The organism is Kaistella polysaccharea (genome assembly GCF_020410745.1).
Lineage (GTDB): Bacteria > Bacteroidota > Bacteroidia > Flavobacteriales > Weeksellaceae > Kaistella > Kaistella polysaccharea.
On record NZ_CP084528.1, the window covers coordinates 1,046,449 to 1,070,249 of the forward strand.

A 23,801-nucleotide genomic window follows, 5' to 3' on the forward strand; every position below is an offset into this window, starting at 1 on the left:
TTGTCTAATTTAATTTTACTTTTTATCTGTCTCTTCCTCGGCGTAATCCTGCGGAAAACAAAGTTGTTTCCAGAGAACGGCCATTTGGCGCTAAATGCTTTCGTCATTAATATTTCCTTATCTGCTTTATCACTCTATTACATTCCAAAAATTGTATTGAATTTTCAAGTGATATTTCCAGTGTTGGTTCCCTGGTTAAATATTTTGCTGGCGTTTTTATTTTTCACCTTTTTAGGAAAAAAATTGAAGTGGTCCAAAACGCTTATCGGCGCATTAATTATGTGTGCGGGTTTTGGCAACACGTCTTTCGTTGGCATTCCTGTGATACAATCAATTTACGGTGAAAGTGGTTTAAAAACAGTAATGCTCGTTGATCAACCCGGATCTTTTGTAGCGCTGTCAACCATCGGAATTACTTTGGCTAATTTTTATTCGTGTGGAAAAAGTTCAAGTTCGGAGATTTTAAAAAAAATATTAAAATTTCCACCTTTTGTTACCTTCTTAATTGCGGTAATTCTAAATATTTTAAACATCAATGTGCCACTACAAATTGATGAAGTATTTAATAAACTAGGCGCAACCACCGTTCCGTTGGCTTTGGTATCTGTAGGAAGTCAGTTAAAATGGCAGAAATTTGACAAGGAAGCAAAACCTTTGTTTTATGGACTTTTATTTAAGCTCATCTTATTTCCAGCGGTGATTTTTCTCTTTTATTTTATTATTCTAAAACAGCGTGGCGAAATAATAGAAGTTGCCTTTTTGGAATCTGCCATGGGACCAATGGTAACAGCGGCGATTATTGCGGTCGCTCACCAACTCGAACCAAAACTCTGCAACCTCATGCTTGGCGTGGGTATTCCGCTTTCTTTATTAACTTTAACAGCTTGGTATTTGGTCATGAAGTACTCCGGATTAGTCGGAGTTTAGTTAATTAAAACCTTCTTCTTATCATAGCTCAATACGTAACAATTTAGAGATTCTTATCTTTGTCTGTATAAATACAAAACATATGAAAGTAGATATTTGGAGTGACATTCGTTGTCCTTTTTGTTACGTCGGAAAAAAGAATTTCGAAAATGCCTTAGCGCAGTTTCCCAACAAAGAAAATATAGAAGTGACGTGGCACAGTTTTCAGCTGGATCCTAATTTAAAAACACAGCCCGAAAAAAGTTCTTTGGAATATTTCTCCGAGGCGAAAGGTGTTTCTGTGGAGCAGGCAAAAGAAATGTATTCCCACGTTTATAAATCAGGAAAAGATGCCGGAATTGAATTTAATTTTGACCATCAAAAAGTGGCAAATTCTTACAAAGCCCACTTGCTGTTGCAATTAGCACAAACTAAAGGTTTAGCCAATGAAACGGAAGAAGCTCTTTTTAAGGCCCAACTGATCGATGGTAAAAATATTGACGATGATGCGACCTTGGTTGAAATAGGAACGTCGGTTTCTTTAAATGAAGATGAAATAAAATCTGCCTTAACATCAGATGAATTTGGCTTAGCGGTTTCCCAGGATATGATGCTCGCGCGACAAATGGGAATTTCTGGAGTGCCGTTTTTTGTCATCAATGATAAATATGGTGTTTCTGGCGCGCAACCTCCGGCTGTTTTTAGTGAGGTTTTAGAAAAATCCTGGCAAGAATTTTCAGCAGGAGATCAAGGTTTGCAAATTATTCACAAAGGCGAAAGCTGCGATACTGATGGAAACTGCGATTAAAATTAAAATTCATCGAAGAATTTAAAATGTAAATAAAACGTCTGAAATATTACCTTTTAGACGTTTTTTTTATTTTAACACCGTTCTTACTTTAATTAAAATTTGGAGTGGAACTTGTATTCATTCGCCTTAAAATTGACTATTATGAGCAGAGGTTTTGTAAAAGAAGATGATCAGGAAGAAGTTCCCTTAGTACCGCCCAGAGCAGATTTACCACACGGTACAGAAAATTTCGTTACTCAAAAAGGCATGAATTCTTTAGTGAAAGAAAGAGAAATCTTACTTGAAGATCAGGAGAATTTGGATTCTTCTCAAGAGAAAGAATATCGGATCGCCTTTAACCATATCAATGCAAAACTTCAATTACTAAATGAAAGGATTGCTTTTGCAAAAATTATCGATCAGACGAAATTACCACAGGATGAAATTCATTTCGGCGCGACTGTAACTTTTAAAAATTCGGCAAACAATTCCACACAAACATTCCAAATTGTGGGCGTTGATGAAGCTAATATTTCAAAGGGGAAAATATCATTCACAACTCCATTAGCGAAAGCACTGATGCATAAAAAAATTGGCGACAAGGCTACATTAAAGTTGAATGAGAAGGAGAATTATTTCGAAATTTTAAATATTGTCTATTAAAATTCTTGAATCGCTTCCTTTCAAATTGTTCTTTTATTGGTAAGCAATTGCACAAACACAATTATTCCGGAAAAAACCAGACCTAAAACCGAAACACCGGTCCACCCAAAATAATTCCAGGCGAAGGAACCTAAGCTTGTCCCTGCTGCGCCACCAATGAAAAAACCCACCATATAAATAGTGTTTACGCGGTTTCTGGCGTCCGGGTTTTTAGAAAATACAATATTCTGATTGGTGATGTGAACGGATTGTACGCCAAGATCTATTAAAATTACACCAATTATTAACCCGATAATTGAATGTGCTGAAAATAGAAATATCACCCAGGAAATCACAATAACAATTCCGCCAAATAATATTAAAGTTCCTTTATTCACCCGGTTATTTAATTTTCCCACGACTGTTGCTGCAAGTGCGCCAGCAATTCCAAATAAACCAAAGCTTCCGGCAACAGCGCTGCCGTAATTAAACGAATCTTCCATTAAAAAAACGAGTGTAGTCCAAAATTCACTCAGACTTCCAAAAGCTAAAGCACCGCGCAAAGTGGCGAGACGCAAAGTTGGTTCTGTACGGAAATAAAACCACAGTGATTTCATGAGTTTTGCATAACTGTCGCCATATTTCGGTTTTATTATGGGCAGTTTTGCGTTCAGTAGAAAAAATAAAACAAACATTAAAGCTGCAGCGCCATAAAAAACAGTTCGCCAGCCAAAATATTCTCCGACCAATCCACTTAAAACGCGGCTCCCTAATATTCCGATGAGTAAACCGCTCATCACAATTCCAATCGCTCTTCCCCGACTTGCATCACTGCTCAAATGCGCTGCCATTGGCACAAATAATTGCGGAAGCGTTGACGTAAATCCGATGAGAAAACTGCTGACTATTAAAAAAAATAAAGATTGTGAGAATGCGGCACCTAAAAGAGATAAGATGAGGATTAGAAAATCAATTTTTATAATTTTCAAATTGCTGATCTTATCACCTAGAGGAATAATCAGCAATAAACCCAGCGCATAACCAATCTGTGTGGAAAGCGCGACATTACTCACGTGAGAATCGCTTACATTTAAACTTAACGCAATATCATGAAGCAGCGGTTGGTTGTAATATAGATTTGCCACCACCAATCCAGCGGAAATGCTGAGCAAATAAAGTGTGGAATTGGATAAATTATTTTTCATTGAAATTCGATAGTTATTTCGAGGTGCAAAAATAAATTATTACTCCGGATGTTTAGAGAATTAATCATTGTCTTACTAAATCATGACTGAAAAAATCATCTATGAAAAAACGTACACAAAAAATTTAATTAATTTTAAAACCTACTTTTCAAAACATAAAATAGGGTCAATTTTAGAAAAACATCGTTATATTTGACGCACTTTTGAAAATGAAAAGATATTTTTTTGCTTCCTTCTTCCTTGTATTATTTGCTGAAGTTTCTGCTCAGCAGGATAGCATTTATATTTCAGCCAAAGTTTCGGAGAACCGGAAGGAAATTTCGGTAGAACAAACCATTGTTTACTATAATGCTGCTAAAGTTCCGCTTGATAAAATTAAATTACTGAACTGGAGTTCTGCCTATAAAAACCGAAATACTCCATTACTCAAAAGAACGCTGGAAGACCGAAAAAATGACTTGTATTTTGCAAACAAATCAGACCTTGCATCCGTTGAAAATTTAAAGATAAAAATTGACGAAAATTGGGTGGAAACTAATTCTGCCGAAGAAAATATTTACCTTCCCTTACAACACCCGCTAAAACCCGGCGAAAGTAAAACCATCACTTTACAATATCTCATCAACGTTCCCGATTCCCAATTCACGGGGTATGGAACATTAAATGGCGAAACGGAACTGAAATATTTTTTCATCGTACCTGATGGTTTTGAAGATGAAAATCAAAGTCCGAAATATTATCGCGGAATCGAAGAAAATCAAAGTCCCGGAAATTTCTGGAAAGTAAATTTTATATTACCGCAGGATTTTGAAGTTAAAAGCAATTTAGCTCAGGAAAGTTCAACGACATTCAGTGGTAAATTATTGGTAGATCCTGAATTTTTACTCACAAAAAACCACACCGATTTACTTACGAGTACGATAGATGGGCAAAATATCAAAATTCAGTTTGGTTATTCTTTAGAAGACAGTGAAAAACAAGCGTTGGAGTTTTTTCTGCCTTTGCATCTTCAATTTATTAAAAGGAAATTAGGCGCATTACCCGACAAGATTTTCATCAGTGAAAAGTTTCGGGATGACGAAGATTTTGTCGGAATCGATGATATTAAATTTTGGAAATTTCATTTTAAACTTTTTACAGATTACGAAAAAACCGATCTTACTTATTTCAGCATTCTTTCCCAAGCCATCATGCAAAACTCGGCAGTGTTTGAAAAAAATGAAGATCATTGGCTGACCAACGGTTTGAAATCCTATCTGGAAATTCAATATTTGCATCAATATTATAATGACCGGAAATTACTGGGAGATTTGCCCGAAAATGCAAAAATATTCGGCATAAAACCTTTGAAATTTTTTCATGCTTCTGATTTAAAACTCACGGAAAGATATGGTTTAGCGTACCAATATATGCTCACCCAAAATCTGGATCAAAAGATTGGGGAAGATTTTGTAGACCTCAGTAATTTTAATGCGACCGCCATCAGCCATTTTGAGACCGGTAGTTTATTTTCATTTCTCTCGGAGAAAATGGGCCACGACCGATTTGCACAATTTTTACAAAATTATATTGCAGAAAGTAATGACAAACGGGTTGATAAAAAAGACTTTTTAGAAAAACTCACGCTGGCTTCTGGCTATTCAGCGGATTTTTTAGAAGGTTTTATCGAACATAAAAATCGCGTAAACTTTCGGTTAAAAAGATACCGCAAAATGGGCGAAGATTTTCAAGTAAAAGTGTCCAAAAATACAACTCAGGCGATTCCCTTTAAAATTGAAACTGAAGAAAAATCTGGTATCAGCAAAACTTTTTGGTTTGATACTGATGAATCGAAAAAAACAGTGCAGTATAATATTCCGCAGTCTAATGCGGAAAAAATAATTATTAATGATGACTATATTTTCCCTGAAAAGAATTTCCGGGATAATTATTTGTATACCAAAGGTCTTTTTGCAAATACGAAAAAGATCAAATTAAAATTGTTAAAAGATATTCCAAATCCGGAGTATAACGAAATTTATCTCAGTCCACGGTTTAATTTTAATGCGTACGATAAAGTTCTTTTCGGTCTAAATATAAAAAATACTTCTTTATTTGAGCGAAAATTCACCTACTCATTTACCCCATATTACAGTTCAGGGACCGGAAAACTAGCGGGTTCTAGCGGTATTGGTTATTCATTTCAACCCGCTGAAGCGTTTTACCGAAGTTTAGATTTGGGGATTTCTGCCTCGCATTTTCATTATGATTACGACTTAACTTACCGAAAATTATCAGCTTCTGCTAATCTTAATTTTGCTAAAAATCCGCGCACCGATATCCGTCGGAATGTAGCTTTTTCCTATAATTATTTAGAGAAAGATGTAGATCCGAAAGACCTCACCAATACAGAATATTCGAAATATAATTTGTGGAATTTAGGATACGGTTATTCCGATCGACGTCTTATTCATGAAAAATATTTCGGCACCGGGATTCAGTGGATGGAAGATTTCCAGAAGATTACAACTGAAGTTTCTTATCGCTATGAATATGCAAAAGATAAAAAAATAAGTCTGCGTTTTTTCGGGGGATATTTTATTTCTAATAATACGAAGAACAATCTTTTCGATTACGGAATTTCGCGGGTTTCTAACTACGCTTTCTCCTATGGATTATTGGGACAAAGTGCTACTTCTGGTGTCTTAGCACAGCAGCTTATCGTTGCAGAAGGAGGTTTTAAATCTTATATCGGAACTACAGCAAACCAATGGATTTCAACGGTTAATGTAGATACGCACGTGTGGCGTTGGTTTAATGTTTACGCAGACGCCGGAATCTACAAAAATAAATATGAAAACCCTCAGTTTATCTGGGATTCAGGGGTTAAATTAAAGGTTATTCCAGACTTCCTGGAGGTTTATTTCCCAATACAGAGTTCGTTGGGTTTTGAACCCTCTTTTAAAGATTACGGCAAAAGAATTCGTTTCACCCTCAGTTTAAACTTTTCAGCCATTACCAGTTATCTCCGGCGTGGTTGGTTTTAAAATATAAGAAGCGGCTCCATCTTGAACCGCTTTTTTTTATTAAAGTAAAACCTTTTAGTTTTTCATCACTTTTCTGCTCACTTTTGCAGTACCATTATCAACAGTTACAATGTACATTCCCTTATTTAAAGAAGATGTGTTAATTGAATCACCGCTGTTTACTCGGTTTGAACTTACCAATCTACCTTCAGCAGAATAAATATTTACTGTTGCTTTCGATGGAAGAATAACCGTTAAAGCATTTCCAAGATTTGTATTCATCTTGATTTGTTTGTCAAAATTAGATACATCAGAAACAGCCATTGTCGCTTTGTTCATTACGGAGAAATCATCGAATTGTGCAATCGTGGCACCATTATATGCTCTAACAGCAACATCTAAGTTTGTAGCAGTAGGACCAGCAATCATCTCAGCTGTATGTTTAGTCCATTCAGCTGCAGGTGTTAGATAGCCATCATTTGTCCGAAAAGAATCCGTTTTTGCGTCCGCGGTTGTATATACGGGAGCATTTGCGGCGTCTTTATAAACGCTCCATAATCTAGCGTCGGTATCGTCACCTGTGGCTTTATACCAAAAAGAAATAACATAAGTTTCTCCTGCAGTTACTGGGATATTTTGATAAAAACCAGTGGTAGCAGTTGGAGCAGTATAACCCGCAGATTGGGTCCCACTATGAAAATTAGTGGTAGATATTGTGGGAGCGGTATAGCTTGAGGAAGTTCCCGCCGCCCAAGGCGCTAAGCCTGTTTCAAAACCAGGGTTTGATAACAATTCTTGTGAAAATGCAGTCGCTGTAATTGCAACAACACCTAAAATAGTAAAGATTTTTTTCATAATAATAATTTTATTGATTAAAGTATTTGAAGTCCGAATTTAAGCATTTCTTTTATAAAAAAGAACTGGAAACCGAACTTTAACATTCAAAATATGGTTAAATGTTATTTATTAAAATCGAAGAATTTTAAATTCTGACGGCTTTTGAATTGGCTATTTCAGGTACGGCAATTCCTCACAGGGACATTGCAATTTTAGAAAGAGTTTTTCGTTATTTTTACACCTTGGTTTTCCCGATTTTGACTAAAAAACTACTTTCTTTTCTCCTTTTTATTTCGGCATCTTATTTCCTGAGTGCGCAAATTTTCACGTGGACCAATCCCAACATTCCAAAAGATTCGCTGAAAAAAGATTCGGTACTCGCCCAAAAATTAAATCGAGATGTTTTCTCAAAAGACACTTTGGATTTTATACGATTACCCAGCAAAACAATTGTTGATGACGGTGTTATCGTGAAAAACACAAAATCACAAATGTTGGGAGATCTGAATTCTAAAGGTTCCATCATACGCGGAATAACATTCGGTAATAATCAGGGCCAAAGTGTACAAAGCTCCATGGATCTGCAGATTTCCGGCAAGTTATCAAAAGATGTTTCAGTTCTGGCGTCGATATCTGATCATAATCTTCCGGTTCAGGCGGATGGTTATACGCAAACATTGGAAGAATTTGATAAAATTTATATGCAGCTCAACATCAAGGAAAACTCAATTTTGCGGGCTGGACATTTGGATTTGGTTGATGATGAAACATTTTTCGGCAGATTTCAGCGACGAAGTATGGGTTTACAGTTTCAAACTCAATTCGGCAAAGAAAACAAAACATTTGCAGATTTTTCGGCCGGCGTCGCACGAAGTGAATTTCACCGCGTACGGTTTGAAGGTATTGAAGGAAATCAAGGACCTTACCGCTTAAACGGAAAAAATGGAGAGCAGTTCATCACCATAATTTCTGGGTCAGAACAGGTTTTTATTGATGGTATTTTAATGAAAAGAGGTGAAAGTCTGGATTATATCATTAATTACAATACGGGTGAAATTACGTTCACGAGTTTTCGCCCCATTTTCAAACAGAATTTTATTACCATTTCTTACAATTATACCAATCGAAATTATACCAGATTTCTCGTAACGGGCGGAATTCAGCATCAAAGAGAAAAACTGAAATTTGGCTTTAACTGGTTTCTGGAAAACGATAATAAAACTGCGCCTTTAGCCTTAAACTTATCCAGAGAAGATGAGAAAATTCTTGCTGACGCGGGCAATAATCCGGAATTAATGTTTGCACCCTCCGGAACCGTTTCGGAATATGATGTAAATAAAATTCTCTATGAATTGCTTCAAACTCCGAACGGCAATTATTACGAATTTTCAACGGATGAAAGCCGCACATTGTATCAAGTTGCTTTTACCAATTTCGGTGAATTTAATGGAGATTATAGTTTAAAACAAACCACTAATAACGGTAGGGTTTTCGAGTATGTCGGCTTGAATGCTGGAAACTACCGCGCGGTCCGAAAATTACCTGCACCCCAGAAATCACAGGTTTTTTCTACGAATGCAGAATTGCTTTTGAATGAGGGAAAAGTAGGTGCTGACTTTTCATTAAGCAACTTCGACATCAATCTTTTTTCTTCAAAAGATAACAATCAAAATATAGGTTATGCGGGTCGGATTTTCGGCCACAAAACTTTCACAAAAAACTCCTGGAAAGGAACGCCAAGCTTCGAATATCAACACATTAATTCTCAATTTCATATCCTGGACCGTATTAATAATGTGGAATTTTCGAGGGATTTTAATCTGGCGCAGGAGTTTAACCAGATAACACAAAATCGATTGATTTTCAGTTTTTTAAATCTATGGAAAAACACTTCTTTTCTTAATTATCAAATCAATTATCTGGATGAGAAAGATTCCTACCGCGGAATAAAAAATGATCTGGATTTTGGCTGGATAAAAAAGAAATTTAATACCAAAGGAAAACTTTCCTATCTCGATACGGAATCGGTTTTTCAGGATACTAAATTTATCCGGGGAGGTGTAGAAACGGAATATCTGGGAAGTAAGGGAAGTTGGAGCGTTGGCGCCGGGATGGAACATAATCTGAAAAAATTTAATCAAACCGACCTTTTAGATGTCACCAGCTTTAGGTGGAAAGAAATTTTCCTTCAGAAGAAAATCGGCGATTCATCAAGAATAAAACTTTTAAGTAAAATTTATATCCGAGACAATGATTCTGTTCGGGATAATCGCTTAGAAAACATCAATCGGATTTTAGGTTTTATGGCGGAAAGCCAAATCATTAAAAATGAAAAAGCCACTTTGACCGCACTGCTTCACTATCGAAAATTCTTTAATCAGCGAGATGAATTTAGTACCGATTACAACAAAGATTTTGTCGTCGGCAATTTAACTTACCAGCAACAGTTATTCAATAATGGTATCCGTTTGCAGGCATTTTATGAATTGGGAAATGGCCAGGAAGCGCAACGTGAATTCCAGTATATTAAGGTTACGGATGCGCAGGGAATTTATAAATGGACCGATTATAATGGCGACGGAATTCAGCAACTTGACGAATTTGAAATTGCGGAATACGCCGATTTAGCTCAATATATCAGGATTTACACGAACACCGTAAATTATTTACCTTCTAATAAAAACAAAATGCAAGTCGCACTTTTTGTGAATCCATCGGTTGTTTTTAATTCAGAAAATCAATTTTTAAAGCGCTGGAATTTCAATATTTCCATTAATTCTCAAAATTCCTACTTAAAAAAAGTAAAGGCTTTGGTTCTTAATCCGTTTGATAAAAATGAAGAACAGATTTTAAAGAACCAAAATGTTTTGGCCTCGGTACAATTTAATCCCACTGATAAGTCTGGGTGGAATGGAAATTACCGATTTATTGCAAACAACAATTTAATCAATGCAAATTTCAGTAATGAAGAGCGCAGTCAAACTTCTCATTTCTTAAATGTTGGACACTGGTTTAGCAAGGATTTCCGAATTGACTGGGAAAATTCGGTACACGATATTCAAAACGCTTCGCAACTTTTCACGAGCAGAAACTATAAACTGCAAAATTTCGAAACGAAACCAAAAGCGACTTATAAGTTTACGGAAGCAATTCAGGCAGAAGTTTCCTCGGCGTTTCGCCAGAAAAAAAGAATGGATGGCGATGAGTTTCTGAAGACACTTGACTTAACCGGAAGTTTGCAGTGGGAAAAAAGAAAAACTTCAGTACGCGGAAATTTCTCTTTCATCAATAATAATTTCACGGGAAATAATTTCTCGATTGTGGGAAATCAAATGCTTGATGGTTTGAAACCTGGAAAAAACCAGGTTTGGTCTCTGTTTTTACAACAATCTGTAAATTCTTTCATTCAATTAAATGTAAATTACGAAGGCCGAAATTCCGGTGACCGAACCATTCATATCGGATCAATGCAGGTGAAAGCGAGTTTTTAAAACAAGGAGAAAGTGAGAAGCGTTGCCAAACATTAAATAAATGATCCGTGCGGTTAATCTTCGTAAATGATATATTTCGCTCTGATTTTCTGAAATGCTTCCAGATCATTTTTCCAGCTTTCTTTAATTTGAGCCGCACTTTTACCCGCGATAATTTGTTTTCTTAACTGATCTGTACCCGCCAATTTATCGAAGAACAAATTCTTTAAAAAGAAATCCTGTTGTGGGTTTTTATAATCTTTGTAAGCAGCGATGAGCCAGTTTAAATTAATGGCGCGCAAATCACTTAAAGGTTCAGAAAGATTTTCACCATAACATAATTTCCCATTTAGAAATGGATCTTTTGCTCCGGCAGAAGGTTTTGGTGTAAATTTGTAAGGGAAACTTTTCGTCCAGGGTGAACCAAAAATCTGGAAAGGCAAATCGGTACCGCGACCTACAGAAACATTTGTTCCTTCGAAGAAACATAAACTGGGATATAAATTGATAGACTGCGCATTCGGCAGATTGGGCGAAGGTCGCGCTGAAATTTCATACCGCTGATTTTTATGATAACGTTCCATCGGAATCAAGGTGTATTTGGCCTGAATTCCTTTCGTTAACCATTTTTCACCGTTGACCATTTTCCCATACTCACCCATCGTCAAACCATAAACTACGGGAATTGGGTGCATTCCCACAAAACTTTGCCACTGCGATTTTAAAACCGGTCCATCAATGTAACCATCGTGGGGATTTGGACGGTCGAGAACCATCACTTCAACATTGTTTTCCGCCGCAGCTTCCATCACATAAGTTAATGTTGATATATAGGTGTAAAATCGTACGCCAACATCTTGAATATCGAACAGAATTATATCAAGTCCTTTAATCTGCTCAGGTTTCGGTTTTTTATTGCTGCCATATAAAGAAATTATAGAAATCCCTGTTTTAGTGTCTGCGCCATTTTTTACATGTTCACCCGCATCAGCTTCGCCTCGAAAGCCGTGCTCGGGAGCAAAAATCGTTTGTATTTTAATATTATTTTTAACCAGAAAATCTACGAGAAAAGTTCCATCGCTCATCAAGCCGGTTTGGTTGGTAACAATTCCTATGGTTTTGTCTTTCAACAAAGGCAGATATAATTCTGGACGATCAGCGCCCGTTTTAAAACAGTTTTTATCAATGTTTTGTGCAAAACCCACTTGGCAAAAACCAAAATAAATTAGCACAATCAGAAGTAAATCTTTAATTTTGGCACTTAAACTCATTTGCTTGAAATTTCCGTTATATTTCTCTAAAAAAATAGCTTTTTCCAAAGATAATAAAAATAATCTCTCACGGGTTATTGTCTTTATTGGTCGTCTTTCTGTTGCGCTCGGCGTCATAGTTTCGTTGATTACAGTGTCGACCGGATTAGGCTCAAAAAAAGCAATTAAGGAACGAATGGCCGATTTCTCGGGGCATATTTCTATAAAATCAAAGCAGTCTAATAATTCTTACAATTCATCCATCTTAAGCACCGAGGGATTACAGGTAAAGAAAATCAAAGAGTTGCCCGATGTTGCTACGACGCAAAAATACGTAGCAGTGAGCGGAATTTTTCGGAACGAACATAATTTCGCGGGGATTATTTTTAAAGGTGTAGGTAAAGATTTCGACACGGAACGCTTCAGCAAATTTCTAATTGCGGGAAAATCGCCAAAAGTAACTGAAAACGGCTTTAATAATGGGATTTGTATTTCAGCAAAAATCGCTAACGATCTTCATTTAAAGGTAAAAGACAGCATTGTTGCCATTTTTTCTAAAGAAAATCAGAGTCCCCTCTATCGTAAATTTGAAGTTGTAGGGATTTATAAAACTGATATTAAGCAAATTGACGATATTTTTGTTATCGGCGGAATTAACCATGCTCGAAAAATTCAGGGCATGAAAAATACAGAAGTTGGCGGAATTGATGTATTTCTGAAAGATATCAACGATATCGATATTGATGCGCCTAAGATTGACAAACTCGTGGGTTATAAAAACTACACGGTAAAAGCGACGGAAGAATATCCACAAATCATGGATTTTATCGCTATTTTCGACATGAATATTGCTTTAATTATCATCATTATGTTGGTGGTTGTGATCATAAATATTATCATGGTTCTTTTAATTTTAATCATCGAAAGAACGAATTCTATCGGAATGCTCAAAACTTTGGGCGCGACTAACGGCCAAATACGAATGATATTCATTAATTACACATTGCTCATAATGGTTCCGGGATTACTTATCGGAAATTTAATCGGGATTGGATTTTTACTTATTCAAAAATATTTTGGCGTAATCACTTTAAATCCAGAAAACTATTATTTGAGCGTAGTCCCTGTGGAACTTAGTGTGGTGCATATTGTCCTGATTTCGGCTGGGATTCTTTTAGTTTCAGGAATTTCTCTCGTTTTACCGAGTTATCTTATTAGTAAAATCTCTCCAGTAAAAGCCATTAAATACAATTAAAATTTAAAATTATATCTTTGCAAATTCGTAATTATTGTATCTATAATTACGGAATTCACAACTTTTACACTTATGAAATACGCGGAAAATATATTAGAAACCATTGGAAATACTCCACTTGTAAAAATCAATAAAGTGTTGGGAGCAGACTTCCCAGCATTAGTTTTGGCAAAAGTAGAAACCTTCAATCCAGGAAATTCTGTGAAAGACAGAATGGCGGTAAAAATGATAGAAGATGCCGAAAAAGATGGACGTTTAAAACCAGGCGGGACCATTATCGAAGGAACTTCCGGGAATACGGGAATGGGCCTGGCTTTAGCAGCAATTGTAAAAGGTTACAAATGTATTTTCGTTACCAATGCAAAACAATCAAAAGAAAAGAATGATATTTTAAGAGCAGTTGGCGCCGAAGTGATCGTTTGCCCGACCGACGTAACGCCAGATGATCCGCGTTCTTATTACTCTGTGTCTAAAAGATTGGGCGAAGAAACCGAAAATGGGTGGTACGTAAATCAATACGATAACTTATCAAACCGATTGGCTCATTACGAATCCACAGCGCCTGAAATCTGGGAACAAACAGAAGGAAAATTAACGCATTTTATGGCGGGTGCCGGTACAGGTGGTACGATAACTGGTTGTGGAAAATTCTTTAAGGAAAAAAATAAAAATATTAAAGTAATCGGAGTTGATACTTATGGATCGATTTTGAAAGAATTTCATGAAACAGGTGAATATCATCCTGATCATGCGCATTCTTACATTACGGAGGGAATTGGAGAAGATATTATTCCCGAAAATTTCGACATGTCGGTAATCGATCATTTCGAAAAAGTTACGGATAAAGACGGTGCAATTTACGCTAGAAAATTAGCAAAAGAAGAAGGTATTTTCTGTGGCTATTCCGCTGGAAGTGCGATTGCCGCTTTGATTCAAATGAAAGATCAGTTCACCAAAGATGATGTGGTAGTTGTTTTGTTACACGATCACGGTTCCCGATATGTAGGGAAAATCTACAACGATGAATGGATGAAAGAAATGGGTTGGTTGTAAAATAATTTGGGCGTGCCCTTTATAAAAATAGCCGTAAAATTAAACTTTTACGGCTATTTTTATAAACGTCGGTATTCGGTTGCCAAACCTAACGAAGTGGTTCGACGAAGTCAATCTTTTTTAACCTTCGCTTCTGCCCTTGCCAAAAAAAAGGATTTCCACCTTCTCCCTCACGCAAGGTGAATCACAAAAGTTCAGTCAGTTTTTTAGTTAGATTTTTTCGGGAGAATTGTTCAATATTTTGAGTCTGAGAATTTAAAATTCCAGATTTCCAATCTTCAAATTTTTCAAGTAAAAACACTTTTAATTCTGATTCATCTTCATAGGAAAAATGTTTCCCAGCCTGAGTTTCTTCTAATATTTTCTTGACATCACTTTCTTTTGGACCAAAAGAAACGATTTGTTTTCCCGTCGCTAAATATTCAAATATTTTTCCGGGAATAATTCCTTTTGAACTGTCATTAGGGAAATTGGTAATTAATAGTAAATCTGAATTCTGCATTTCCACATTTGCTTCTGAATGAGAAAGATATCCTAAATTATTTACTGAATCCTTCAATGAAGATCTTTCGATCTCAGCCAAAATTTTATCATCAATTCTGCCGACAAATTTTAATTCGAAAGCATTTTTAAAATCCTCATGTTCGGAAAGCAGCTCGTTTAAAACTTTCCACAAAACTTCTGGATTACGCAACTGTTCCAAAACTCCAATATAACTTAAAGTAAATTTTGAACTCTTCTGCTCATCCTTAACCTTAACCTTATCAAAACCATTGGTAATACAAAATGCATTGGCGCCTTTTTGCTTAAAGTTTTCAGCGTCGGAAAAACTGGTGGCTAAAGTAACATCAGCAGTTTGAAAAACTTTTTGTTCTAAATTTCTGTGTTTTTGATCTGCAGATTTCGTCAGTTTTAAATGTTTGTAATACGATATTTCTGTCCACGGATCGCGAAAATCGGCGATCCACTTTAAATTTGGAAATTCTTTCTTTAATTCCAAACCAATCAAATGCATCGAATGTGGTGGACCAGTTGTTACAAAAGCATCAAACTGGTTTTCTTTTAAATATTTCTTCAAATATTCTACGGAAGGTTTTACCCAAAAAACGCGTGCATCAGGAATGAAGAAATTCCCACGAACCCAAATCGAAAGTTTAGATTTCCAGGATTGATTTGTTCCGACGTCGAACTGTCCGGCTTTAAATTTTTTATTGTCTTTGCCGAAAAATTCAGCTATTTGGTAGGGTTCCCAAATTTTGGTTTTAATGATTTTTAAATCTTCCGAAACTTCATTTTCCAAAGTCTCATCAATAATCGGATAACTTGGGTTTTCAGGCGTAAAAACGGTAGGATTCCATCCAAATTCTGGAAGATATTTCACAAATTTCAACCAACGTTGTACTCCTGGTCCACCTCCTGGCGGCCAATAATAGGTGATGATTAAAATTTTTTTTGACGGGTTCATAACTTAAATTCGAATGGTCAAGTTGAGAAATTTCCAAAAACCAGAGGTTTTAAATTATTTCGAAAAAATGTAATGTATGGTTAATTGATCTCTATTGGAAATTTTCAATTTTCAGCCAGGTCACGACCTGTCCCTACAGATTTGCGGTATAAAAAGTAAATCCCAAAAACACTTAAAAGTACAAATAATCCAAACGCAATCATCGAAATGAGTTTTCCAGTCGCAATAACATCCGGTGCAAAAATCATATTTATAGTGTGATTACCTGCAGGGACATAAACTGCTCTCAACAAATAATCTGCTTTGATGTAAGGAACTTCTTTTCCATCAATACTTATTTTCCAGCCTTTCGGATAATAAATCTCGGAGAAAACTGCCAATTGTGGAGTTTTAGATTGTGACTTAAATTCCAATTCATTAGCCTGATACTTCGAAAGATTTAAGAATGCAGTAGAATCTTGTTTCAAAGGTTTTCCTTCAAAATACTTTTGATCTTCTTTCGCAATAATTGCCACCTTTTTGTTATCAACGATTCCAATTTGATCAAGTTCTTCATTAGGAGTATCTACGAATTTCAATTCTGAAACAAACCAGGCATTTCCGTTTGCGTCGGCATTTGTAGCACCTTGTGGATTTTCCGCATTGCCGAAAATCATATATTTCGTATTCAGCATATTAAGAATTCTGGGTACTTTCACGGTATCCATTTTCCCGAAATATTCATTAATTAAATCATCATATCGTCTTAATTTCACGGCATGATATCCACCGACAGATGATTTAAAATAGGAGGTATTGGTTTCGCTGAACGCCCCCAAAGTCTGATTGTAAATTCGATAATGCGACTTGTCTTTTTCTGAAATTGTTTCTAATGTTTTGTTGACATTCACATTATCCAAAAGTGATTTAAGATTGGCATTTTGACCCACTTTCTGCATCAGCAATTCCGAATTTTCAGTTTGGAAAGGATTTTCAGTAAATGCTTTATCAATAAAATTTTCATTATTTAAATACCTTTTATTAACGCTCCACAGATCAAAGAAACTAACACAACCTATAATAATAAGCGCAATATTTTGAGTGATTTTATTCTTTAAACTTAAAAATAACACACCACCAGTGATTGCCACAAATAATATCGCTTTAACAGCATCGATGGCAAACATTTTAAATCGTTCATCCACTAGAAATTCTAAGAGATACGGCGGGAGATAAGTCTTTTCAGTATCGGTGTAAAATCCTAAAAGCGACTTCCCAAACAAAAGTAAAAGCACAGTAATGCCCAGAAATGTGGCACTTACATAGATTAATATTTTCTTTTTATAATCCTCACTCAAAATGTTTTCAGTTGAAACTTCGCTAATATCTTTTGAATTAAAAAATCGGAATAAACCAACAATTGCAATTAATGGAAACAACAATTCAACAACAACCAAAATAGAACTCGGCGCTCTAAATTTATTGTAGAAAGGAACGTAATCAATGAAAATATCAGAAACGACTATAAAATTACTTCCCCAAGCCAACAATACCGTTAAAACCGAAGCTCCCAAAATCCAATATCTGTACTTTTTCCAGCCGAAGAAAAAACCAAGTACGGCTAGAAAACACACCACTGCACCCTGATAAGCCGGCCCCGACGTTCCAGGTTGTTCTCCCCAATAAGTTAATGATCCGAAACCTTTTCCGATTCGGTCCATCTCTTCCTGCGATGTCACATTTTCCTGTACAAGCTGCTGTACTTTTGCCATCATTTCATCAGAACCATCTTCATTACTCGAGCCACCCATTAATCGCGGAATAAATAAGTTCAGCGTTTCCAGTTTGCCGTAGCTCCACATGAGCATGCTTTCTTTATCCATTCCTGATTTGTCATCGGAATGTCGCTCATTATTTAAAATTTGTTTTCCCCGGACAGTCTCCGTTATATATTCGGAATTCGCCATAATTCTTTGGGAATTCATGCCGATTCCTAAAACAAAAGCCAAAGCCAAAACGCCCGTTGAAATCCCAAAATGCTTCCAGTCTGTTTTACCCTGAATAGCTCGAACAAGTTCTGAGACGAATAAAAATGCCAATGCAATAAATAAGTAAAACGTCATTTGTGGGTGATTTGCCGCAATTTGTAAGCCCATAAAAAGCGCTGTAACAATAAAGCCGACAATGTATTTTTTTCGGATATAAACCAAAAGAATTCCAGCTAAAAGCGGCGCAAAATAAGCGACAGTGTGTATTTTACCGTTATGACCGGCAGCAAGTGCAATATAAAAATAGGTTGAAAGACCAAAAAAAGTAGCGCCTAACAAAGCGTATTTCCAATTTCTGACCGCGACTAATCCTAAAAGAAAAAATCCGGAAAAAAGCAGAAAAATGTAGTTCGCGGGTTTTGGTAAAAAATTCAGGAAATTATCAATATTTTTAATGACATCACCTCGAAATTGCGCACCCATTTGATAGGTTGGCATTCCCCCAAACATGGAGTCGCTCCAGTAGGTTTCTTCTCTGTTTTGCGCACGGTAGTCCAGCAATTCCTTTGCACCGCCTTTATATTGCACAATATCGTGCTGAAAAAGTTGCTTTCCAGTAAGTACGGGATTGGCGTAAATAACCGCCAACAAGACGAATACAATCAGACTTCCGAAAATGAAAATTAAATTTCTATTTTTTACCATTTTAAACTTTATTATTCTGAAAAACCCTTTGACATGGTCAAAGGATTTATTTAGGTTTTGTCTCTTTTACTTCTTCATACTCTACCGTTTCTGCATCCCATTTTATAGTGGAATCCAGAGTTTTGCTCGTTTTCTTCTGGTCGACATTTTCCTCCTTCTTTCCAGGTTTTGGAAATTTGAAAATCGCAGTAAAGAATATTCGTTTCAGGATATTCCAAACAAAGAAAATGACTACCGTAGTCAGAATCAATTCTAAAATATATTTCATTGATGATCTTTAAGATTGAATGAAGATTACTTTATAATATTAATCTTTAGGCTAAATTATTTGGATGGATTTACGACAACCGTAGAATTAGAAGTTGATTTCATCGTTTGGGACTGTTTTCCATCGGAAAGCGTTTCCGATTGCGAGGTTTTTACAGCAATATTCTGGTTTTTCACCCAACCTGTATTTTGATCCAACGTGATTGTTCCATTTTGAGACAATTCAGAACTCATACTGCGGGTAATTCCTTCCTGCGTTTTTTTATCAGATTTCTTTGGGATTCCACCGGAAACTCCAATCTGTGCAATACCATTTCCTACATTCTTCAACACATAAGTCGTGGTGAGTTTAATTTTCCCATCTGGACTAGCATTTTCAGTTTGAGTCCATTTTTCCCCAATTTTAACTCCGTTTTCTGGAATCAACACCAGGTTTTTAGAAAACTGATCTTTCAAGACTTTCTCATTAAAGCTTTGTTTGAAACTGGTGATAAAAGCGGTTTTATCTTTCGCATCTTTGATGGTACTTCCAACTGCCGCAGCCACTTTATTGTAAACGGTGTCGAAACCGGTGATGGAAATTACCTTTCCAGTATCGCTCATTTTTAAGTTTAATTTATTCCCGACCAGCGCCTTGTTCACTTTCCACATCATTTTCAGCTGCTCATCTTTCGGTTCACCTTGTTTTGTATCTACGGCAACCGTTTTCCCATTTGCCGATTGGGAATTTCTTTTTCCGGTAAGGTTGATGGAAATATCATAAATACCATCTTTAAAATCATTCACCGTGAACGACATTTCGTCGGTCATTTCACTAGTACCACTTTGCGATTTACCATCGGGTGCTTTCATGGTTTGCACATCTTTCTGATAAGTAATCAATGGATATGTTTGACCTTTTTCCAATTTGAAGGTTTGTTTGTAAACTCCAGCTGCTTCGTAAATTGCGGGCGTAGAAACCACTGCATTCGGCTGCGCAACCTTTGTGGAATCGGTTACAGTTTCCACAGGAACTTCCACAGTAACTGTTTTTCCAGTTTCCGGATCAACTTTGGTAATTGTTTTTGTTTCTTTTTTACAGGCAACTAAAGTTATAGCGAGAAGCGCGAGGGCTGTGAGTTTTTTCATTGACTAATTTTTCTGAATTTTAAAATTAAACAGCTTTTCACATCTGTTTTAACGACGGACAAATTTAAGGTAATTATTTTAGGTGATTTCAAACCGCGAAGCCTTTTTTAACCTCTTGATGAAATAATTTAAACGTGGTTAATTTGAACTTATTCCTACGAATCCTAAATTTTTGAAAATAAATTTTTACTTAAATTTGTGAAATAACCGAAACTCTAGAATAACACCAATAAAATACAGATGCAAAATCCTTTATTACAGCCATTTTCAACTCCTTATGAGTCTGCACCATTCAATGAAATAAAAGAAGAACATTTTCTGCCCGCATTTCAAGAATTGATTATCACCTCTGAAAAAGAAATTGATGCAATTGTAGAAAATCCAGAGAAACCAAATTTCGAAAATGTAATTGAGGCATTGGCATATTCAGGACAAAAACTGGAGGTAGTTTCAGGAATTTTCTTTAATTTAAATTCTGCCGAAACCAATGACGAAATTCAGAAAATCGCACAGGAAGTTTCCCCAATTTTAACTGAATTCTCCACGAAAATTTCTCAAAATACCCTACTTTTTGAAAAGATAAAAAAGGTATTTGACGAAAAAGAAAAATATAACCTCACCGAAGAACAACAAATGCTCTTAAATGAAACGTACAAAGGTTTTGTGCGAAGCGGTGCATTATTGGATGATGAAGAAAAGGAAAAATTTAAAAATATAAGTATTGAATTGTCTAAAAAATCATTGCAATTTGGACAAAATGTATTGGCAGAAACGAATAATTATTTCAAACATATAACAAACGAAGAAGAGCTTTCAGGAATTCCAGAAGCGATTTTAGAGCAATATCGCGAAGAGGCAAAAGAAAGAAAGCTCGAAGGATTTGTGATTACTCTACAACATCCGAGTTTTTTGCCGCTGATGACTTATGCGGAAAATCGGGAATTACGGAAAGAACTTGCTTTAGCGAACGGAAAAAAAGGATTTCAGCAAAACGAATTCGACAATCAGAATTTAATTAGAGATTTAATTTCCTTAAAACAGGAAAAGGCAAAACTTTTAGGCTACGACAGTTATGCAGATTTTGTTTTAGAAGAACGGATGGCAAAATCCCCAAAAGAGGTCACCTCTTTTTTAAATGAATTATTAGAAAAAGCAAAACCATTTGCGGTAAAAGAAATCGATGAATTGAAGAAATTGGCGAAGGCCGACGGAATTGATGAAATGGAAAGCTACGATCATACCTACTATGCTGAAAAATTACGAAAACAGAAATTTGATATCGATGATGAGGAACTGAAACCATTTTTCCCTCTTGAAGAAGTGCAGACCGCGGTTTTCGGGTTGGCGAAAAAACTTTTTGGTCTGGAATTTAAAGAAAGAGATGAAATTCAGAAATACCACACTGACGTAAAAACGTACGAAATTTTTGAAAACGGCAAATTTAAAGCTTTACTCTACGCCGATTATTTCCCGAGAAAAGGCAAGAGAGCCGGCGCTTGGATGACGAGTTATAAAAGCCAATACATTAAAAATGGAGAAAATCACCGGCCTCATATTTCGGTTGTCTGTAATTTTTCAAAACCTTCGGCAGATACACCAAGTTTGTTAACTTTTCAGGAAGTCACCACACTTTTCCATGAATTTGGCCACGCTTTACACGGTGTTTTGGCGAATACAACGTATCCAAATCTTTCCGGAACTTCTGTGAAATGGGATTTTGTTGAATTACCTTCTCAGTTCTTGGAAAATTACTGCTATGAACCGGAGTTCCTGCAGACTTTTGCAAAACATTATCAAACAGGCGAGATTTTACCTCAAGAAAAAATGCAGAAAATATCAGACTCCAAAAATTTTATGGAAGGTTATCAAACCATGCGGCAAATTGGATTTGGGAAGTTAGATATGGGTTATCACACCAATTCTGCAAAGATTGGCGACATTAAGACATTTGAAGTTGAAGAAACCAAGGCGACAAACCTTTATCCCAGCAATCCTGAAACGGTAATGAGCACGAGTTTTTCTCATATTTTTCAGGGTGGCTATTCGGCAGGATATTACTCTTACAAATGGGCAGAAGTTTTGGATGCTGATGCTTTTCAATATTTTAAAGAAAATGGAATTTTCAATCCGGAAATCGCTGCAAAATACAAGGTTTTACTTTCCTCTGGCGGCACAAAAGATCCGATGGAATTGTATAAAAACTTCCGTGGTAGTGAGCCAAAAGTGGAGAGTTTGCTGAAAAGAGCTTTTAATGTTTAAAGGCTTATTTTAAAATCTAAAAAGGGATCCCTGTTGCAGCGATCCCTTTTTAATTAAGAATTTTTTACTTTAAAATTTCTGATTTTTTACCGCTGCATTCCGGGCTTTTGCCAAAATAGGAATCGACACCGCACCCAAAACGAGCATTATAACGAGCTGCATCGTGTGAGATATAAATGCATAGGAAAGTCCGACTTCTCCACCTTCTTCCGGATTTTTACCCATTGAAAGATAGAGTGCCATTATGCCAAATTTTAACGCCAGGTGAAAAGCACCGATTCCGCCAGAAGCAGGAACCATCATTCCCAAAGTTCCGACTACAATAATGAAAAAGCCATCGGCAAATGTAAACTCAGACGTTTCTGGCAAAGCAAAACACACCAAATATGCGGCAAGGTAGTAGCACATCCAGATTCCTACAGTGTACGCTATAAATTTTCCTTTTTCCTTCATTTTAAAAATAGAAGTCAAGCCGTGAAAAATACCTTTTACAAAATCCAACACCTTTTGATAAATTGAAAATTGTGCTAATTTTTTTCGCATTAATAATAAGATAATACCTAAAAAAAAGACAATTAATCCAATAATTAAGAGTTTCAAATTTGATGTAGGTTCTGCAGTTTTCCCTTTCTCCTCAGTTAAATAAGTATAGAATGCAACAATGGCTTTGTATTTAAAAATCAGGGTAAGACCTAAGAACACCAACATGCACATCAAATCGACGACACGCTCTAGAATAATGGTTCCAAAAGACTTATCAACAGGAACTTTTTCTACTCCAAATAAAGCCGTAGAACGAGCAAGTTCACCACTTCGTGGAATGGTAAGGTTCATTAAATATCCAAAAGAAATAGTCCAAAAGGAATTTGAAGTCGAAATTTTATAACCCATCGGCTCTAAAAGAAGATTCCAGCGCACGGCACGGAACCAATATGCGAGTACCCCAAATATTGCGGCAATAAATACCCAAAAGTAATTGGCTTTTGCAAAATATCCGGCGATTTTTCTAAATTCCATTCCTTTCAACGCCCACCACATAAAAAGTGCGGCAATCGCGAGAGAAATAGCAATCGTTAAGAATGTTTTAAAAAAGGTGGATTTTGTAGGATTTTCCAAAAGAAAATATTTCAGAAATTAAGTAAGAAGATTGGTTTTCTCGTCTGGAAAAATAATTTTTGGCTGAAAAGTTTTGGCTTCTTCAGGTGTCATCTGCGCATATGACATGATAATAATGATGTCATTTTTTTGAACCAGTCTTGCTGCAGGTCCGTTTAAACAGATTTCTCCAGATTTTCTTTTACCTTTTATGGCGTAGGTATCGAAACGTTCACCATTATTTACATTCACAATATAAACCCTTTCGCCAACGATGATTCCAGAGGCATCAAGTAAATCCTCGTCAATGGTAATGCTCCCAATATAGTTGAGATCAGATTCAGTTACATGAACACGATGAATTTTAGATTTGAAGATTTCTATTAACATGGCGCAAATTTAATTATTTTAATCAAAATACCGTACATAAAACTTTTTACTTTCAGCTTTTAATAAAATTTTTATCCACAAAGAAAATATCTTAAATATCTGTTTAATAAAC

At 36.0% G+C, this 23,801-nt stretch carries 17 protein-coding genes; 8 read left to right on the top strand and 9 right to left on the bottom strand.

The window, feature by feature from the left end:
* From LC814_RS04740 to LC814_RS04750, 3 genes are all read left to right on the top strand, one after another.
* The gene (locus LC814_RS04740; protein ID WP_226065286.1) at positions 1 to 927 is read left to right on the top strand and encodes an AEC family transporter; all 927 of its coding nucleotides are present in this window, start codon (positions 1 to 3) and stop codon (positions 925 to 927) included.
* Positions 928 to 1,009: 82 nt separating this feature from the next.
* Positions 1,010 to 1,714 carry a DsbA family oxidoreductase gene (locus LC814_RS04745; protein WP_226065288.1) on the top strand — a complete coding sequence of 235 codons (705 nt, stop codon included), beginning with the start codon at positions 1,010 to 1,012 and terminating at the stop codon, positions 1,712 to 1,714.
* A gap of 144 nt (positions 1,715 to 1,858) precedes the next feature.
* A complete protein-coding gene (locus LC814_RS04750) occupies positions 1,859 to 2,359 on the top strand; it encodes a GreA/GreB family elongation factor (RefSeq protein ID WP_226065290.1) in 501 nt (166 codons plus the stop codon).
* 20 nt (positions 2,360 to 2,379) lie between these two features.
* Here LC814_RS04750 and LC814_RS04755 read toward each other — a convergent pair whose 3' ends face one another.
* Complete coding sequence (locus LC814_RS04755) at positions 2,380 to 3,543, bottom strand: MFS transporter (RefSeq protein ID WP_226065292.1); 1,164 nt, start codon at positions 3,541 to 3,543, stop codon at positions 2,380 to 2,382.
* 209 nt (positions 3,544 to 3,752) lie between these two features.
* Between LC814_RS04755 and LC814_RS04760 the strand changes: the two genes are divergently transcribed.
* Positions 3,753 to 6,569, top strand: a complete 2,817-nt coding sequence (locus tag LC814_RS04760) for a gluzincin family metallopeptidase (RefSeq protein ID WP_226065294.1) — start codon at positions 3,753 to 3,755, stop codon at positions 6,567 to 6,569.
* Positions 6,570 to 6,623: 54 nt separating this feature from the next.
* Here the strand turns inward: LC814_RS04760 and LC814_RS04765 are convergent, their stop codons facing one another.
* Positions 6,624 to 7,403 (bottom strand): T9SS type A sorting domain-containing protein, encoded by a 780-nt coding sequence (locus LC814_RS04765; protein ID WP_226065296.1) that lies wholly within the window; start codon positions 7,401 to 7,403, stop codon positions 6,624 to 6,626.
* A 473-nt stretch (positions 7,404 to 7,876) separates the two neighbouring features.
* Between LC814_RS04765 and LC814_RS04770 the strand changes: the two genes are divergently transcribed.
* A complete protein-coding gene (locus LC814_RS04770) occupies positions 7,877 to 10,876 on the top strand; it encodes a DUF8818 domain-containing protein (RefSeq protein WP_226065766.1) in 3,000 nt (999 codons plus the stop codon).
* Positions 10,877 to 10,929: 53 nt separating this feature from the next.
* Here LC814_RS04770 and LC814_RS04775 read toward each other — a convergent pair whose 3' ends face one another.
* Positions 10,930 to 12,126 carry an exo-beta-N-acetylmuramidase NamZ family protein gene (locus LC814_RS04775; RefSeq protein ID WP_226065298.1) on the bottom strand — a complete coding sequence of 399 codons (1,197 nt, stop codon included), beginning with the start codon at positions 12,124 to 12,126 and terminating at the stop codon, positions 10,930 to 10,932.
* Positions 12,127 to 12,130: 4 nt separating this feature from the next.
* Between LC814_RS04775 and LC814_RS04780 the strand changes: the two genes are divergently transcribed.
* Together LC814_RS04780 and LC814_RS04785 are read left to right on the top strand one after the other, a co-directional pair.
* Positions 12,131 to 13,360 carry an ABC transporter permease gene (locus LC814_RS04780; protein WP_226065300.1) on the top strand — a complete coding sequence of 410 codons (1,230 nt, stop codon included), beginning with the start codon at positions 12,131 to 12,133 and terminating at the stop codon, positions 13,358 to 13,360.
* A 72-nt stretch (positions 13,361 to 13,432) separates the two neighbouring features.
* Positions 13,433 to 14,413: a PLP-dependent cysteine synthase family protein gene (locus tag LC814_RS04785; protein WP_226065302.1), complete on the top strand. Its 981-nt coding sequence runs from the start codon at positions 13,433 to 13,435 to the stop codon at positions 14,411 to 14,413.
* 184 nt (positions 14,414 to 14,597) lie between these two features.
* Here the strand turns inward: LC814_RS04785 and LC814_RS04790 are convergent, their stop codons facing one another.
* The 4 genes from LC814_RS04790 to LC814_RS04805 form a co-directional block, all read right to left on the bottom strand.
* The gene (locus tag LC814_RS04790; protein ID WP_226065304.1) at positions 14,598 to 15,878 is read right to left on the bottom strand and encodes a glycosyltransferase family protein; all 1,281 of its coding nucleotides are present in this window, start codon (positions 15,876 to 15,878) and stop codon (positions 14,598 to 14,600) included.
* A 104-nt stretch (positions 15,879 to 15,982) separates the two neighbouring features.
* Positions 15,983 to 18,550 (bottom strand): YfhO family protein, encoded by a 2,568-nt coding sequence (locus LC814_RS04795; RefSeq protein WP_226065306.1) that lies wholly within the window; start codon positions 18,548 to 18,550, stop codon positions 15,983 to 15,985.
* Positions 18,551 to 18,596: 46 nt separating this feature from the next.
* Complete coding sequence (locus LC814_RS04800; protein WP_226065308.1) at positions 18,597 to 18,818, bottom strand: hypothetical protein; 222 nt, start codon at positions 18,816 to 18,818, stop codon at positions 18,597 to 18,599.
* A gap of 56 nt (positions 18,819 to 18,874) precedes the next feature.
* Entirely contained in the window at positions 18,875 to 19,945 is a 1,071-nt protein-coding gene (locus LC814_RS04805) for a DUF6263 family protein (protein WP_226065310.1), read from the bottom strand.
* A 240-nt stretch (positions 19,946 to 20,185) separates the two neighbouring features.
* On the opposite strand from LC814_RS04805, the gene LC814_RS04810 reads away from it, so the two are divergent.
* The gene (locus tag LC814_RS04810; protein ID WP_226065312.1) at positions 20,186 to 22,204 is read left to right on the top strand and encodes a M3 family metallopeptidase; all 2,019 of its coding nucleotides are present in this window, start codon (positions 20,186 to 20,188) and stop codon (positions 22,202 to 22,204) included.
* Between the two features lie 69 nt (positions 22,205 to 22,273).
* Here the strand turns inward: LC814_RS04810 and LC814_RS04815 are convergent, their stop codons facing one another.
* Complete coding sequence (locus tag LC814_RS04815; protein WP_262903727.1) at positions 22,274 to 23,242, bottom strand: lysylphosphatidylglycerol synthase transmembrane domain-containing protein; 969 nt, start codon at positions 23,240 to 23,242, stop codon at positions 22,274 to 22,276.
* A 96-nt stretch (positions 23,243 to 23,338) separates the two neighbouring features.
* Positions 23,339 to 23,689 (bottom strand): aspartate 1-decarboxylase, encoded by a 351-nt coding sequence (gene panD / locus LC814_RS04820; protein ID WP_226065316.1) that lies wholly within the window; start codon positions 23,687 to 23,689, stop codon positions 23,339 to 23,341.
* Positions 23,690 to 23,801: the final 112 nt, after the last annotated feature.